This is a genomic window from Larkinella sp. C7 (genome assembly GCF_006149005.1).
In the GTDB taxonomy this organism is placed as follows: Bacteria; Bacteroidota; Bacteroidia; order Cytophagales; family Spirosomataceae; genus Larkinella.
Genome location: NZ_VBSL01000090.1, coordinates 408 through 623, shown reverse-complemented (window position 1 = coordinate 623; position 216 = coordinate 408). Strand labels below are relative to the sequence as shown.

Genomic DNA, 216 nt, shown 5'->3' with positions numbered 1-216 from the left:
CATCATCCCATTATCTAAACTGTTACCCTTACGGGACATAGATGGTATCATCTTATGCTCTTTTAGGAAATGGTGGTAATAAGCGTGCTGATACTGCCAGCCCTGATCACTATGTAAGATAGTACCCTGATAGGTTTTGTCAGGAAAAGCCTCCTCAAGCATGGCTTTCAGCTGTTGTAAATTAGGAGAAGTAGATAAATTATAGGCAATAATTTC

The 216-nt window shown here is 39.4% G+C and carries 1 protein-coding gene; it reads right to left on the bottom strand.

Features of this window, described 5'->3' with window-relative positions:
• The coding region (locus FH871_RS34495) for a DDE-type integrase/transposase/recombinase (RefSeq protein ID WP_229317764.1) at nucleotides 1-216 on the bottom strand (216 nt) is incomplete at both ends.